Here is a 13903-nt window from a genome sequence, read left to right on the forward strand (position 1 = left end):
AATCGTTCGCCAAGGAAAGCAAGCTGATGGTCCAGGAGACTTCAATGGGACGCCGACCGGCCCTTCTCGTACTCGACCTGATAAATGAACTCGTCCACCCCGAAGGGAAATACTCCGCAGACGGCTTCTGCGAGCAGGTCGCCGAGCGCGGTGTCCTCGGCCGGGCTGCCACCGCGATCGACAGAGCCCGGCGTGACGGCGTCCCGGTCATCTACGTCGTCGTCGGTTTCTCCCCCGGCTATGCCGACTGGCCCGCGAGCTCGGAGCTGTTCGCCTCCGCGCGTGACGACGACCGGGTCGTCCTGGGCACCTGGGGCACGCAGGTGCACGACGAACTCAAGCCGGCCGACGGCGAGCCGGTCATCGAGAAGCGTCGTGTCAGCCCGTTCTTCGGCACGCATCTCGACCTGCTCCTGCGCAATCTGGGCGTCAACACCCTGCTGCTGACCGGTGTCACCACGGACCTGGTGATCCTGTCCACCGCGCGCGAGGGACACGACCGCGACTACCACGTCGAGGTGCTCGCGGACGCCGCCGCGGCGGACAGCCGGGAAGCACATGAAACCGCCCTCAAGGTGATCGCCCGCACCGCCCGGATCACCTCGGTCGACGAAGCCCTTCCCGCCTGACCCACCACCCGCGGTACGCAGAGGGACGGAGTCGAGAGATGAGCGTCGGCCGGACGATTCGAACGAGGTTCCCCGGGCTCGGGCCGCCACGGCCCGCTCCGGAGCGGGCCGCACCGGACCAGGGCCGGACCGGGCCGGGCCGGCGGCTGGGCCGGCTCTCCCGCGGCCAGGCGTTCTGGCTGGTCGGCGTCATCCTCATCCTGCTGCTGCTCTCCTCGTCGGCACCCTCGCCGATGTACGTCCTCTACCAGCAGCGCTGGCACTTCTCCGGCACCGCCCTCACGGTCGTCTTCGGTATCTACGCCGTGGCGGTCCTCGTCGCCCTGCTGCTCTTCGGCTCGCTCTCGGACACCCTGGGGCGGCGCCGCGTCCTGCTCGCCTCGTTGGTGGGCGAGGTGGTGAGCATGGCCCTGTTCATCGGCGCGCGGAACCTGCTGTGGCTGCTCGCCGCACGCGCGGTGCAGGGGCTGGCCGTCGGCCTGGCCACCGGCGCCACCAGCGCCGCGCTGATAGAGCTCTCACCGCCGGCGGCACCCTCACGGGGCACCCTGCTCAACAGCGCGGGCCCGACCGGTGGCATCGCGGCCGGTGCCCTGGTCGCGGGGCTGCTCGTCCAGTTCGCTCCCGCGCCGACCGTGCTGACCTACGCGCTGCTCCTCGCCGCCTTCCTGCTGGCCTTCGTCGGCGTACTCGCGATGCCGGAGACCGCGCCCGGCCAGGACCGGGGCCACCAGGGCCGGGATCAGGGCCGGGATCAGGGCCGGGGGCTGCGGATCCGGCCCTCCCGGATCTCGGTGCCGGCCGCGGCCCGCCGCCCCTTCGCCCTGCTTTCCCTGGCCCTGATCGCGGTCTGGGCGGTGTGCGGCCTGTATCTGTCGCTCGGTCCTTCGATCGCCTTGCAGATCCTGCACACCGGGAGCCTGCTGACCGGCGGGCTGGTCGTCGCGCTCTTCGCGGGGGTGGCCACCGTCGGCCAGCTCTGGCTCGGCGGGCTTCCACCGCTGAGGTTGGCGGGGACCGGCGTGGTGGCCCTGCTCGTCGGTCTGGCGCTGGTTCACGCCGCTCTCACCACGAGTCATGCCGTCCTGTTCTTCCTCGGCACCGCGGCCCTCGGCTTCGGCTGGGGCACCGCCTTCCTCGGTGCCTTCCGCGCGCTGGCCGCCCTCGCGGAGCCGGCCCGGCGCAGCGAGTTGCTGGCCGCGGTCTATGTCGTGGCGTACCTCTCGATGTCGGTCCCCGCCGTCGCGGCCGGGGGGATCTCGGGGACCTGGGGTCTGCACCGCACAGCGCTGACCTTCATCACGGCCGCGGCCTTCATCTGCGTGGCCGCGCTGCTGGGCCTGTGCTGGATGGTGGCCCGAAACCGCGCGAGGCGTGGGGCCCGGGGCACGCCGGGCCGGAAGTGATCCGCGGGGGGCGGGAAACGGTCCCGGCCGTTCACGAGTCCTTCCGTCGGGGCTGCCGTACTCCGGTGGCGGACCGGGCACCGGTCATCTGCTGATGCCGAAGGACCGGGCCGGTCGGACCGGGGAGTTCGCGGACGCGCCCGGCGGAGGGGGCGCCCGTGACGGGGCGGCCCGGTGGCCGGCCGCCGGACGGGGAGTCCGGCGGCGGTGCCGGGGCCACGGGCGGGGAGTCCCGGCGGTTCCGGGTCAGTGGCGGGGAGCGGTGTCCCCGCCGGACGAGTTGTAGCGCAGCAGGTACTCGGCGAACCGCGCGAGATCGTCGGCCGTCCAGGCGCCGAGGCGTTCCCGGTACGCGGCACGACGGCTGGCCTGTGTGGAGGCCAGGGCCCGGGAGCCGGTGGCGGTGGGGTGCAGCACCTGGATGCGGTGGTCGTCCGGGTCCGGGTGGCGTTCGACCAGGCCCAGCTTCTCCAGGGCCGCCACCTGCCTGCTGACCGTCGACTTGTCGAGCATGTAGTGCGCGGCCAGGTCGGCGGCGCGGCAGCCCTTCTGGTACTCGATGTGCGCGAGCAGCGTGTAGGGGACCAGGGGCAGATCCGGGTGGAGCCGTGCCGCCGTGGCACGGGCGCGCCGGGCGAAGGCGGTCAGTTCGCGCTGGATGACGTCCAGCGAGTCCTCGCGGTCCCGGGGGGTGCCTGTCACAGGATCACCTTTTCTCGAAAAGTTAGATGTATGCTACAACGAATATGGAGTTGTAAAAGACAACTATTGAAGGAGGGCGCACTGTGTCCGCAAGCCCGAGGACGGCCCCCGGCTCGACCGCCGGAGCGCTGCGTCATGTGCTCGGCCATCTCGTTACGCCGTTGCTGATGTGCATCGGAATGGGGCTCGCCTACCTGGGTGCCTTTCACGCTCCGGAGCCGCACGACCTGAGGGTGGACGTCGTCGGATCCGGTGCCTCCGCCCAGGTGCTCGCACAGACCTTGCAGGACAAGGGTGACGGTGCGTTGAGTGTGCGTACGGTAGCGGACCGCGACACAGCGGTGAACCACCTGATGACCCAGCACACCTACGGCGCCTACATACCCGGGGACAGCCCCGAGCTGCTGGTGGCCACCGCCTCTTCCGACACGAGCGCGACCGTGGTGCAGAAGGTGTTCACGGAGGTCGCCGCCGGGCAGGGGGCGCCCCTGGAGGTGACCGACGTGGCACCGACGGCGGACGGCGACCCGACCGGGCAGGGCATCTTCTTCCTGCTGGTGGCCGTCAGCATCGGCTCCTACGCGTCGGTCGCGGTGATCGGAGGCGCCGGCGCGGTGCTGGCGATGCGGATCAGGGCCGCGCTGGCGGTCGGCGCCTCACTCGTGGTGAGCCTGATCGGTGTGGCGTTCGCCGGGCCGGTGTTCGGGCTCGTGGACCACGGGCTGGGCGGGCTGTGGGGGATGGCCTGGCTGTATTCGGCGGGGATCCTGCTGATCGGCGTCGGGCTGCACACCTTCCTCAAGCGGTGGACCACGCTCGGCGTGATGGTGCTGTTCGTCATGCTCAACTTCACCAGTTCCGGCGGTATCTTCCGGCCGGAGGTCCAGCCCGGCTTCTTCGGCTCCCTGCACGCCTTCTGGAACGGTGCGGGCTTCGTCGAGGGACTGCGCAGCCATGTGTACTTCGGCGGCCACGGACTGGGACGCCATGTCCTGGTGCTGGCGCTGTGGTTCGTTGCGGGACTGGTTGCCGTGGGGGTGGCCGGCCTCACCGAGAGCCGCCGGCGACGCGCTGCGGCCGGGGCGCCGGCCGTACCGCCGGCGGGCGCCTCCCCCGTGGGCACCGGTTCCTCCGCGACGGATCCCGGTCCCTCCGAGGCGGGTCCTTCTGCGACGGGCCCCGGTTCCTCCGCGACGGGTTCTTCCGCGACGGGTTCTTCCGCGCCGAGGCACGGCGCGGAGGCCGACGAGGAGGAGATGGAAGAGGCCGTCGGAGTCTGACGGCCCTGCTCCGCCAATCCCCGGCGGGGTGGCCCCGACGGGGTGGCCCCGGCGGGGCAGGCCGCCCGGGCCGGCGGAAGGCGGCGGCCGCGGCCGGCCGGAGCGGTTTCCACAGGTGCTGCCGTTGTCCACAGGGGCAGACGGCACGCGTGCGGCGGTTGTACGGTCGTCGCCGGACGGCACGGGGGACAAGGGCGGGGGAGGCGTGGCTCCATGAGCGGGACCGATGCGACGGTGACGGTGCGGCGGACGGTGAGGGGAGGTCCGCGTATACCGGTGGTGCCCGGGTTCGCCCACTGCCCGGGCGGCCGGGCCGCGGAAGCCGGCGCGGACCACTCCCCCAAGACGGCGGGCAAGGCACTGCGCCGTACGGTGCCGCGCGCCCGGCACAGCGGCCTGGTCCTGCCGGCGGACCGCCCCGACGCCGTACAGGCGGTCGAGGAGTCCAACCGGGGGAGGGTGCCCGGGCTGGCACCGATCCGGGTGGGGCGCATGGTGGCGACCCCGTTCGCCTTCCTCCGCGGGTCGGCCGGCCTCATGGCCCACGACCTGACGGGCACCCCGGTCACCGGCGTGGGCGCCCAGCTCTGCGGCGACGCCCACGCCGCCAACTTCGGTCTGTACGGCGACGCCCGGGGCGGCCTCGTCATCGATCTGAACGACTTCGACGAAACCGTCTTCGGCCCGTGGGAGTGGGACCTCAAGAGACTGGCCACCTCGCTCGTGCTCGCCGGCCGCGAGGCGGGCGCCGACGAGGACACCTGCCGGCGGGGCGCGTACGACGCGGTGGGCGCCTACCGGCGCACGATGCGGCTGCTCGCCCGGCTGCCCGCGCTCGACGCGTGGAACGCCATCGCGGACGAGGAACTCGTCTCGCACACCGACGCCCGGGACCTGCTGGGCACGCTGGAGCGCGTCTCGGCCAAGGCCCGCAACAACACCAGCGCCCGCTTCGCCGCGAGGTCGACGGAGGCGTCCGAGGACGGCGGACGCCGCTTCGTGGACGCGTCACCGGTGCTGCGCCGGGTGCCGGACGAGGAGGCCGCCGCGGTGGCGGCGGCACTGGAGGGCTATCTCACGACCGTCTCCCCGGACCGCGTCCCCCTGCTGGCCCGGTACGCGATACACGACGTGGCCTTCCGCGTGGTCGGTACGGGGAGCGTGGGGACCCGGTCCTATGTGGTGCTCCTGCTCGACCACCGGGGCGAACCGCTGGTGCTCCAGGTGAAGGAGGCCCGCCGCTCCGTGCTCGCCCCCCATCTGCCACGCGTCGGCTTCGGCGTGCCCGGAGCGGAGCACGAGGGGCGCCGGGTGGTCCTGGGCCAGAAGCGGATGCAGGTGGTCAGCGACATCCTGCTGGGCTGGACCGAGGTGGACGGCCGGCCGTACCAGGTACGCCAGTTCAGGAACCGCAAGGGCAGCGTGGACCCGGGGGCGCTCGCCGCCGACCAGGTCGACGACTACGGGCGGATGACCGGCGCGCTGCTGGCCCGGGCGCACGCGCACAGCGCCGACCCGCGGCTGCTCGCCGGTTACTGCGGCAAGAGCGACGAACTCGACGAGGCGGTCGCCGCCTTCGCCGTGGCGTACGCGGACCGCACGGAAGCCGACCACGGTGCGCTGGTGCGTGCCGTCGGCGCGGGCCGGATAGCCGCCGAGCTCGGGATATGACGCCCTGAGCACCGCCGCGCGTGCTCCGGGCACGGGGCGGTGGCCATACGCTGGACGGGTGACCCACGAAGCCGCCGGGGTGCCGACCACCCGGAACGACGAAGACCGGCAGGACCTGGACGCCCGAGCCCGGGACAGCCAGGACCGGACCGCCCAGGCCCAGGACCCGCAGGGCGCGCCGCAGCGGCCCCTCCAGACAGAGGAGGGCGGCGCCGAGCAGCAGCAGGCCGGTGGACAGCGGCTCGGCGGGGAGGGCGGTGAGCAGGCCGCGGCACGGCCCGAGGACCGGCTCGCCAGGGCTGTGCGTGCGGCGGAGCAGGCTCTGATCGAGTTCGAGATCGCGGTGGAGACCTTCCGGGTCGAGGTCGAGAACTTCAGCAGGCTGCACCACCAGAAGCTCGGCCCGGTGTACGCGCGCCTGGACGAGCTGGACGCGCAGATCGCGGAGGCGCGGGCCGCGCGGAGCGGGGACCCGGACGATCTGCGCAAGGCGCAGGAGGCCCGCGCGATCGTCATGCCGATGCCCGGCGTCGACGAGCTCTTCCACGACTGGATGGACTCCGACGGCCTCTCGCCCGAGGCGGCGGCCATGCTCACCGAGCAGCCGGTCCGTCCGCCCAAGCGGGTCAGGCCGGGGGAGGAGGCGCGCAAGCTCTACCGGGAGCTCGCCCGCAAGGCCCACCCGGACCTGGCGCCTGACGAGAAGGAGCGGACGCGCCGGGACGAGTTCATCGCCCGGGTCAACGCGGCCTACGGGCGTGGTGACGTCGGTCTGCTCAGGGAACTGGCCGCCGAGTGGGCGGCCGGGCCCGAGGTGCCCGAACTGCGGCTCAGCGAGAGCGAGGAGCTCTACGCGCGGCTGGAGTGGCTGAGCCGGCGCAAGGAACTGCTCACGGTCCTCGCCCAGGAACTGGAGGGGAGCGCGATCGGTTCGATGCTCCGGATGGCACCCGACGACCCCGACACCCTGCTCGATGAGATCGGCGAGAAGCTGCTGGCCGAGGTGGCGCAGCGGGAGGCCGAGCTGGCGGGCCTGGTGCAGTAGCGTTCCCGGTGACCCAGGCGTGTACATACGAGAGAAGGCATGACCTATGAATTTCGTCCCGATGCCCTCGGTAGGCGTCGCAGACGTGCCGTCGGACGGTTTCGTGCTGGACGTCCGGGAAGCCGACGAGTGGGCGGCCGGACATGTCGAGGGTGCGCTGCACATCCCGATGAGTGACTTCGTGAGCCGCTTCGGGGAGCTGACCGAGGCGGCCGACGACGGGCGCCGGGTGCATGTGATGTGCCGGGTCGGAGGCCGGTCCGCGCAGGTCACGCAGTACCTGGTGCAGCAGGGGATCGACGCGGTGAACATCGAGGGGGGCATGCTCGCGTGGGACGGCGCCGGTCGCCCCATGGTCGCCGAGGACGGGAACCCGGCCTTCGTCCTCTGACCCCCTCCCTTCCCCTGGGCACTTCTCGGCTTCCCCGGGCACTCCTCGGCACCGTGGCGGGCCGGGGCCGTGCCGCCCTGCCGCCGTACGCAGTGACTCTGTGCCGCCGTGGGCGGTGCCCGGGCCGAAATGCGCGGGGCCGGGGCGGGCAGCGGGGATTCTGCGGCGGTTCGGGGACCCGTAAGGTGTCAGCCTTGTGGACGACTGGCCGGTGGACGACGGTGGGCGGGGCGGGATGGACGCGGATCGCGGCGGGGACGCCGGAGACCGGAAGAAGGCCCCCTGGCCCGAGGTGAAGGCCCCTCCGGCCCTCGGGAGCCCGCCCCCCGCCAGTGGTGACGGCGCCCCGGGCGCGGAGGCCCCGCCTGCGGAAACCTCCGGCACCGGCGCGGAGGACACCGAACCGGAGGCCGTCGGCCTGGAGGACACCGGCACGGAGCACACCGGTAGGGAAGACGCAGGTCCGAAGGGCCTCGGGGGTTCTGCGGCGGGCTCCGGTCCGTCCGGGCCCGGTCCGTCCGGGCCCGTGCCGTCCGGTCCCGCACCGTCCGTGTCCGCGCCCTCCGCGATACCGGGACCATCCGCGTCCTCCTGGCCGCCGGTGCCGTCCGGCCGCCGTACGGAAGGGGGGCTGGCCGCGCTGTCCCTCCCGTACCAGGTCGTCGCGGCCATGGTCCTGACCGTGGTCGGGCTGCTGGCCTGCGTACAGCTGGCCATGGTCTTCCTGCACGTCGCCCCGTCCAACACCCTGACGAAGCAGCACGGCGAAGCGGTCGACAAATGGATCTACCCGGAGTTCGAGCAGAACTGGAAACTGTTCGCCCCCAACCCGTTGCAGCAGAACATCGCCGTGCACGTACGGGCCGAGGTCGTGGGCCGGGACGGGCGCACCACCACCGGCTGGACGAACCTCTCGGGCATGGACGGGGAAGCGATACGCGGGAACCCCCTCCCCAGCCACGTCCATCAGAACGAACTGCGCCGCGCCTGGGACTTCTACACCGGTTCCCATGACGAGGAGAACCGCCCCAACGGGCTGCGCGGGGAACTGTCCGAGCAGTACATCCGCCGCATCGTGATGCTGCGCCTCTCCGGCCTCGACAACGGGGGCACGGTCGAACGCATCCAGATCCGGTCCGCCGTGAGCCCGGTGGGCTCGCCGTCCTGGAGCGACACGAAGGTCAGCACCGAGCCGACCTACCGGGAGCTCCCGTGGTGGACGGTCACCGCGGCCGACCTTCCCGGTGGCCGGGCCGGGGACCGGACGGCGTCCGGGACGGAGGAAGAGAAGTGAGCACACCCCCTCCGGCGGCGGCACACGTCCGACGCCGCACTTTCGCCCACGCCGTCCAGCGCGTCACCACCGGTCCCATGGGCACGTACCAGAGCGCGGTGCTCCGGATCGGCGTCTCGGCCACGTACCTGCTGTTCCTGCTGCGCGAGCTTCCCCACCGGCACGAGCTGTACGGCCCCGACAGCCCCTGGCGCTGGGACATGGCGCGCCGGCTGATCTCGGGCAACGAGGCATTCACCGCACTGATGTGGTCGGACAGTTCCCTCTGGTTCGAGACCGTCTACGTCCTCACGCTGGTGGCGTCGGCACTCCTGCTGGTCGGCTGGCGTACCCGTGCGACGGCCGTCCTCTTCATGATCGGTGTGCTCTCGCTGCAGAACCGCAGCATCTTCATGGGTGACGGCGGCGACAACGTCATCCACCTGATGGCGATCTACCTGCTGCTGACCCGGTGCGCACGGGTCTGGTCCCTGGACGCGCGCCGGGAGGCCAGGAAGGCCGCACACGAGGCCGAGGGCCGGGCTCCGGTTCCGGACATCACGGGACCCGTCCTGTGGGCCCTGCTCGGCTGTGTCCTGCTGCCGGCCACTGTGGTGGGCGGCTTCGGCGGGACCTGGTGGCTGCCGGCCCTGCTGTGGGTCCTGTGGCTGGGCAACGGCATCTGGTGGGCCGTCAACCGCCTGGGGCCAGGGCACGAGGTCCGTACGCTCCTGGACGTCCTGGCCAACATCGCCCACCACGGCGCGCTCTTCGTGATCATGGCCGAGGTGTGCCTGATCTACGCGACCGCCGGCTGGTACAAGATCCAGGGCTCCCTCTGGCAGGACGGCACCGCGCTCTACTACCCGTTGAAGCTGGACTACTTCACCCCCTGGCAGGGGGTTTCGGACCTGCTCGCCTCCAGTGCGCTGATCGTCCTGGCCCTGACCTACGTCACCGTCATCGTGCAGGTCGCCTTCCCGTTCACGCTGCTCAACCGCAAGGCCAAGAACGTCCTGCTCGTCCTCATGATCGGTGAGCACGCCGGGATCGCGGTCCTGCTGGGGCTGCCGTTCTTCTCGATGGCGATGATCTCCGTGGACGCGGTCTTCCTGCCGACGGTCTTCCTGGTCTGGCTGGGGGACAAGGTCTCGCGCGGTCGGCACAGGCTCTTGGGGCGGCCGAAGGCCGGCGCCGCACTGCCCGGTCCCCGCAGCCCGGCCGGTCCGGCCGCTCCGGAGAGCCTGGAGGGGGACGCCCCGCGCCACGGGGGCGGCTCTGGCCATACGCTCGTGGAGTGACCAGCGAGACCCGCAGTACAGAAGAGCCCCCCGGGGCGGCAGGAACACCGACGGAGCTGACGGACCGGGCGGTACCGGCGGAGCTGGCGGAACCGGCGGATCGGACGGTACCGGCGGAGATGACGGAACCGATCCAGTACGACGCCGGATACGGCACCGAGATCGGCGTCGGCCCGCATCCGCTGCCCTGGCCCGAGGACGAGCGTTACGATCCGGAGCTGCTCGCCGGAGGCGACCGGCGCAATGTGGGCGACGGCTACCGCTACTGGACGCGTGAGGCGATCGTCGCCGACCTGGATCTGCGGCGCCACGACTTCCACGTGGCGGTGGAGAACTGGGGGCACGACTTCAACATCGGCTCGGTGGTGCGGACCGCGAACGCCTTCCTCGCCAAGGAGATCCACATTGTCGGAAGGCGCCGTTGGAACCGGCGCGGGGCCATGGTCACCGACCGCTACCAGCATGTGAGACACCACCCGGACACCGCCGATCTGACCGCGTGGGCCGCTGCCGAGGACCTGCCGATCATCGGGATCGACAATCTTCCCGGTGCGGTGCCGCTGGAGCGGACGGTGCTGCCGCGGCGCTGTGTGCTGCTCTTCGGTCAGGAGGGGCCGGGGCTGACGGAGGAGGCGCGTGCACACGCCTCGATGGTCTGCTCGATCGCGCAGTTCGGTTCGACCCGGTCCATCAACGCGGGGGCCGCGGCGGCTATCGCGATGCACGCGTGGGTGCAGCGGTACGCGGACATCCCGGCCTCGCAGGGCAGCTGACCGAGCTGCGGGACAGCTGGCCGGGGTGCGGGATACGGGGCAGCTGGTCGGGTTGCGGGACAGCTGGGCCGGGATACGGGACAGCTCACCGTGCCGCAGGACAGCTCACCGTGTCGCGTGGCAGCGCACCGGGCTACAGGGGAGCGGGCCGGACCCGCGGGGCAGCTGATCGGCGCCGCAGGGGTCTCGGCCTGCCGCCAGGCCCTCGGCCGGCGACCGGACCCGCCCGGCCGACCGGACCTGCCCGGCCGACCGGACCTGCCCGACCGGCGGGGCCCTGTCCGGCGGAGCCCTGCGCGGTGGAGCCTTGGGAGGCGGAGCCCTGTGCGGTGGGGCCCCGTCCGGTGGACTGTGCGGTGGAGCCCCGCCGATGGCCCCCGCCCCGCCGATGGCCCCCCAGCCGGTGGGCCCCACCGGCCTCAGGCCTGTCTGCGGACCTCGATCATCCGGAACCGGTTGGCGACGAACGCTCCGTCGCACAGGGCCGCGTTGGCAGCCGGGTTGCCGCCGGATCCGTGGAAGTCGGAGAACGCGGCCGTCTGGTTGACGAACACCCCACCCGTGAGATTCAGCGAGAGCTGCGCGGACTCGTCGAAGCAGACCTCCTCGACGGCGCTCTCCACCTCCGGGGAGGTGGTGTACGCGCCGACCGTCATCGCACCCTTCTCCCGTACGGTGCGCCGGAGCAGGTCCAGGGCGGCGGCGGTCGAGTCGACGGCGACCGCGAACGAGACCGGGCCGAAGCACTCCGAGAGGAAGGCCGCCCCGTCGGCGGGCCCGGAACCGTCCAGCTTGACGATGACCGGCGTACGCACGACGGCGTCGGGGAATTCGGGATTGGCCACCGCACGGGAGGCGAGTGCGACCTCGCCCAGTTCCGGGGCCGCTTCGAGGCGGGCCTTGACGTCCGGGTTCACCAGCGCGCCGAGCAGTCCGTTGGCCCGGGCGTCGTCACCGAGCAGTTTGCCGACGGCCTCCGCCAGATCGGCGGCCACCTCGTCGAAGGACTTGGTGCCGGACTCGGTCGCGATGCCATCCCTGGGAATGAGCAGGTTCTGCGGGGTCGTGCACATCTGGCCGCTGTAGAGCGAGAGCGAGAAGGCCAGGTTGGAGAGCATGCCGCGGTAGTCGTCGGTGGAGTCCACGACGACCGTGTTGACGCCGGCCTTCTCCGTGTAGACCTGGGCCTGCCTGGCGTTGGCCTCCAGCCAGTCGCCGAAGGAACTGGAACCGGTGTAGTCGATGATCTTGACCTCGGGGCGAAGGGCCAGCGACTTGGCGATTCCCTCCCCCGGGTTCTCCGCCGCCAGGGCGACGAGGTTCGGGTCGAACCCGGCCTCGGCCAGGACCTCGCGCGCCAGCCGGACGGTCAGCGCGAGCGGCAGCACCGCCCCGGGGTGCGGTTTGACCAGGACCGGGTTACCGGTCGCCAGTGAGGCGAACAGACCGGGGTAGCCGTTCCACGTGGGGAAGGTGTTGCAGCCGATCAGCAGCGAGATCCCGCGTCCGGCAGCCGTGAACGACTTGTGCAGCCGGAGCGGATCGCGCTTGCCCTGGGGCTTCGCCCAGTCCGCGGCCGACGGGGTGCGGGTCTGCTCCTCGTAGGCGTACGCCACCGCCTCCAGACCGCGGTCCTGCGCGTGAGGTCCACCGGCCTGGAACGCCATCACGAAGGCCTGCCCGCTGGTGTGCATGACGGCGTGGGCCAGCTCATGGGTGCGGGCGTTGATCCGGGCGATGATCTCCAGGCAGACCAGGGCCCTGGTCTGTGGCCCCGCGGCCCGCCAGGCACCCATGCCGGAACGCATCGCCGCGAGCAGTACGTCCGGGTCCACGTGCGGGTACTCGACGCCCAGCTTCGGCCCGTAAGGAGACGTCTCGCCGCCCACCCAGCCGTCCGTGCCCGGCTGGCCGAGATCGAAGCGGGTGTTCAGCACGGCGTCGAAGGCCGCCTTGCCCTCCGCCGGACCGAGACTGCCGGGCACACCGTCCTCGCCGTAGGCCTTCGGGTGCTCGGGATGAGGGGACCAGTAGGCGCGGGAGCGGATCGCGTCGAGGGCCCGGTCGAGCGTCGGGCGGTGGGTCTCGGAGAGCTTCTCGGGCGGAAGCACGGCGGCCATGACGGACCAACTCCTCGTCGAGCCGGGCAGGGAAGTGCGGACGGAGCTAGAGTAACCGAACGGTCGGTCGGGGCAAGGGGGCCCGGAAGACCTGTGGACAACTCATGGGGCAGGATCACGGCATGACCACGGCCAAACGGGACACGTACACACCGGAGACGCTTCTCGCCGTCGCCGTCGACGTCTTCAACGAGCGCGGCTACGACGGCACGTCCATGGAGCACCTTTCCCAGGCGGCAGGTATTTCCAAGTCGTCGATCTACCACCATGTGACGGGCAAGGAGGAGCTGCTGCGCCGCGCGGTCAGCAGGGCGCTGGACGGGCTGTTCGCCATCCTCGACGAGCCGGGCGCCCAGGACGGCCGGGCCGTCCGCCGCGTCGAGCACGTCACGCGGCGCACCGTCGAGGTGCTGATGAACGAGCTGCCCTACGTCACCCTGCTGCTCCGGGTCCGCGGGAACACCGGCACCGAACGCTGGGCGCTGGAGCGGCGCCGGGAGTTCGACCAGCAGGTGTCCCGGCTGCTGGAGGCGGCCGTGGCGGACGGCGACCTCCGGGCCGATGTGGACATACGTACGGCGACCCGGCTGCTCTTCGGGATGGTGAACTCGCTCGTCGAGTGGTACCGCCCGCAGCCGGAGGGCTCCGTGGAGCGGGACCAGCTCGCCGACACCGTCGTCCGGCTCGCCTTCGAGGGGATGCGGGCCGGCCGCTGACACCTCCGGAGCCCTCCGCGGGGGTGGAGGGCGTCCGGGTCCCGTGCCGCGCGGTCTCAGACGAGTTCGGGGGGGAGATCCGGGCGCGGGCCCAGATCCGTCTCCTCGAACACCAGCAGGGTGCGGGTGGAGAGAACCTCGGGCATGGCCTGGATTTTGGTCAGGACCAGTTCGCGCAGTGCCTGGTTGTCAGGGGTGTGGACCAGGAGCAGCACGTCGAAGTCGCCGCTGACCAGGGCGATGTGTGTGGCGCCCGGCAGGGCCTGGAGCTGTTCGCGCACGGTGCGCCAGGAGTTCTGGACGATCTTGAGCGTGATGTAGGCGGAGGCGCCCTGCCCCGCTCTCTCGTGGTCCACCCGGGCGCCGAAGCCGCGGATCACCCCGTCCTCCACGAGCCGGTTGATCCGGGCGTACGCGTTGGCCCGTGACACGTGGACGCGCTCGGCGACCGCCCGTATCGAGGCGCGGCCGTCCGTCTGGAGGATCCGGAGGATGGCGCGGTCGGTGGAATCCAGGGGCCGCGCCGGCGGGACGGTGCCGGGAGCCCCGCTCCTGTCGGCCATTTGTTCAGCTGCCATCCGCCGCTGCCTCCCTGT

The 13903-nt window shown here is 71.9% G+C and carries 13 protein-coding genes; 10 read left to right on the forward strand and 3 right to left on the reverse strand.

Going from position 1 to position 13903, the window contains the following annotated elements; all coding sequences use genetic code 11:
* The first annotated feature begins 44 nt into the window (after nucleotides 1-44).
* Both CP967_RS17200 and CP967_RS17205 read left to right on the forward strand, forming a co-directional pair.
* Nucleotides 45-629 (forward strand): cysteine hydrolase family protein, encoded by a 585-nt coding sequence (locus CP967_RS17200; RefSeq protein ID WP_167535396.1) that lies wholly within the window; start codon nucleotides 45-47, stop codon nucleotides 627-629.
* A gap of 38 nt (nucleotides 630-667) precedes the next feature.
* Complete coding sequence (locus tag CP967_RS17205; protein WP_150488818.1) at nucleotides 668-2035, forward strand: MFS transporter; 1368 nt, start codon at nucleotides 668-670, stop codon at nucleotides 2033-2035.
* A 246-nt stretch (nucleotides 2036-2281) separates the two neighbouring features.
* Here the strand turns inward: CP967_RS17205 and CP967_RS17210 are convergent, their stop codons facing one another.
* Nucleotides 2282-2737 (reverse strand): MarR family winged helix-turn-helix transcriptional regulator, encoded by a 456-nt coding sequence (locus CP967_RS17210; protein ID WP_150488819.1) that lies wholly within the window; start codon nucleotides 2735-2737, stop codon nucleotides 2282-2284.
* 83 nt (nucleotides 2738-2820) lie between these two features.
* Between CP967_RS17210 and CP967_RS17215 the strand changes: the two genes are divergently transcribed.
* The 7 genes from CP967_RS17215 to CP967_RS17245 all read left to right on the forward strand — a co-directional run bounded on the left by CP967_RS17215 (nucleotide 2821) and on the right by CP967_RS17245 (nucleotide 10471).
* On the forward strand, nucleotides 2821-4017 hold the full coding sequence (locus CP967_RS17215) for an ABC-2 transporter permease (RefSeq protein WP_229888413.1): 1197 nt from the start codon (nucleotides 2821-2823) through the stop codon (nucleotides 4015-4017).
* 213 nt (nucleotides 4018-4230) lie between these two features.
* The gene (locus tag CP967_RS17220) at nucleotides 4231-5688 is read left to right on the forward strand and encodes a DUF2252 domain-containing protein (protein ID WP_150488820.1); all 1458 of its coding nucleotides are present in this window, start codon (nucleotides 4231-4233) and stop codon (nucleotides 5686-5688) included.
* A gap of 58 nt (nucleotides 5689-5746) precedes the next feature.
* Nucleotides 5747-6733: a J domain-containing protein gene (locus CP967_RS17225; protein WP_150488821.1), complete on the forward strand. Its 987-nt coding sequence runs from the start codon at nucleotides 5747-5749 to the stop codon at nucleotides 6731-6733.
* Between the two features lie 46 nt (nucleotides 6734-6779).
* Nucleotides 6780-7124, forward strand: a complete 345-nt coding sequence (locus CP967_RS17230; RefSeq protein WP_150488822.1) for a rhodanese-like domain-containing protein — start codon at nucleotides 6780-6782, stop codon at nucleotides 7122-7124.
* 235 nt (nucleotides 7125-7359) lie between these two features.
* The gene (locus CP967_RS17235) at nucleotides 7360-8418 is read left to right on the forward strand and encodes a DUF5819 family protein (protein ID WP_150491900.1); all 1059 of its coding nucleotides are present in this window, start codon (nucleotides 7360-7362) and stop codon (nucleotides 8416-8418) included.
* Entirely contained in the window at nucleotides 8415-9698 is a 1284-nt protein-coding gene (locus tag CP967_RS17240; RefSeq protein WP_150488823.1) for an HTTM domain-containing protein, read from the forward strand. The genes CP967_RS17235 and CP967_RS17240 overlap by 4 nt, the downstream gene beginning before the upstream one ends.
* Nucleotides 9695-10471 (forward strand): TrmH family RNA methyltransferase, encoded by a 777-nt coding sequence (locus tag CP967_RS17245; RefSeq protein WP_150488824.1) that lies wholly within the window; start codon nucleotides 9695-9697, stop codon nucleotides 10469-10471. The genes CP967_RS17240 and CP967_RS17245 overlap by 4 nt, the downstream gene beginning before the upstream one ends.
* A gap of 419 nt (nucleotides 10472-10890) precedes the next feature.
* Here the strand turns inward: CP967_RS17245 and paaN are convergent, their stop codons facing one another.
* Nucleotides 10891-12591, reverse strand: coding sequence for a phenylacetic acid degradation protein PaaN (gene paaN, locus CP967_RS17250; protein ID WP_150488825.1), 1701 nt, complete (start codon nucleotides 12589-12591; stop codon nucleotides 10891-10893).
* A 122-nt stretch (nucleotides 12592-12713) separates the two neighbouring features.
* On the opposite strand from paaN, the gene CP967_RS17255 reads away from it, so the two are divergent.
* On the forward strand, nucleotides 12714-13307 hold the full coding sequence (locus CP967_RS17255) for a TetR/AcrR family transcriptional regulator (RefSeq protein WP_150488826.1): 594 nt from the start codon (nucleotides 12714-12716) through the stop codon (nucleotides 13305-13307).
* Between the two features lie 56 nt (nucleotides 13308-13363).
* Here the strand turns inward: CP967_RS17255 and CP967_RS35445 are convergent, their stop codons facing one another.
* On the reverse strand, nucleotides 13364-13885 hold the full coding sequence (locus CP967_RS35445; RefSeq protein ID WP_190175111.1) for an Lrp/AsnC family transcriptional regulator: 522 nt from the start codon (nucleotides 13883-13885) through the stop codon (nucleotides 13364-13366).
* Nucleotides 13886-13903: the final 18 nt, after the last annotated feature.

Origin of the sequence: Streptomyces nitrosporeus (assembly GCF_008704555.1) — a bacterium.
Lineage (GTDB): Bacteria > Actinomycetota > Actinomycetes > Streptomycetales > Streptomycetaceae > Streptomyces > Streptomyces nitrosporeus.

What these genes read in the sequence shown, in the direction of transcription:
- CP967_RS17200 (WP_167535396.1), top strand. Translation starts at nt 45, where the DNA reads ATGGGACGCCGACCGGCCCTTCTCGTACTCGACCTGATAAATGAACTC.
- CP967_RS17205 (WP_150488818.1), top strand. Translation starts at nt 668, where the DNA reads ATGAGCGTCGGCCGGACGATTCGAACGAGGTTCCCCGGGCTCGGGCCG.
- CP967_RS17220 (WP_150488820.1), top strand. Translation starts at nt 4,231, where the DNA reads ATGAGCGGGACCGATGCGACGGTGACGGTGCGGCGGACGGTGAGGGGA.
- CP967_RS17230 (WP_150488822.1), top strand. Translation starts at nt 6,780, where the DNA reads ATGAATTTCGTCCCGATGCCCTCGGTAGGCGTCGCAGACGTGCCGTCG.
- CP967_RS17235 (WP_150491900.1), top strand. Translation starts at nt 7,360, where the DNA reads ATGGACGCGGATCGCGGCGGGGACGCCGGAGACCGGAAGAAGGCCCCC.
- paaN (WP_150488825.1), bottom strand. Translation starts at nt 12,591, where the DNA reads ATGGCCGCCGTGCTTCCGCCCGAGAAGCTCTCCGAGACCCACCGCCCG.
- CP967_RS17255 (WP_150488826.1), top strand. Translation starts at nt 12,714, where the DNA reads ATGACCACGGCCAAACGGGACACGTACACACCGGAGACGCTTCTCGCC.
- CP967_RS35445 (WP_190175111.1), bottom strand. Translation starts at nt 13,885, where the DNA reads ATGGCAGCTGAACAAATGGCCGACAGGAGCGGGGCTCCCGGCACCGTC.